Annotated in this window: 1 protein-coding gene; it reads left to right on the plus strand. The window is 57.2% G+C overall.

Going from position 1 to position 470, the window contains the following annotated elements; all coding sequences use genetic code 11:
* Nucleotides 1–110: 110 nt before the first annotated feature.
* Nucleotides 111–470 (plus strand): flavodoxin-dependent (E)-4-hydroxy-3-methylbut-2-enyl-diphosphate synthase (locus A3754_RS06165; RefSeq protein WP_197468504.1); only part of this gene is annotated, 360 nt, incomplete at its 3' end.

A 470-nucleotide genomic window follows, 5' to 3' on the forward strand; every position in this document is an offset into this window, starting at 1 on the left:
GCGCGGTGGACGAGTTGCTGGTCAACGGCAGCGCTGTCACCTTGCCGACGGATTCCCCCGGTAAAGTTGTGCGAATCTCCGCTCCCTGATTCGCGAGGGTAGAAAACACCATGGAACCGGAAGTTAAAATCCAACGTCGTAAAACCCGCCAAATCATGGTGGGGAATGTCCCTGTCGGTGGCGATGCCCCGATCTCCGTACAAAGCATGACCAATACCGAAACCTGTGATGTGGACGCCACCGTTGGCCAGATCCGCCGTTTACAGGATGCCGGTGTGGATATCGTGCGGGTGTCGGTGCCGTCCATGGATGCCGCGGAAGCCTTTGGCAAAATTCGCAAGCAGGTGGATGTGCCGTTGGTGGCGGATATCCATTACGACTACAAGATTGCCTTGGCGGTGGCTGAGCAGGGTGTGGATTGCCTGCGTATCAACCCCGGCAATATTGGCCGCGAAGACCGTATCAAGGCA

The organism is Alcanivorax sp. HI0083 (genome assembly GCF_001635175.1).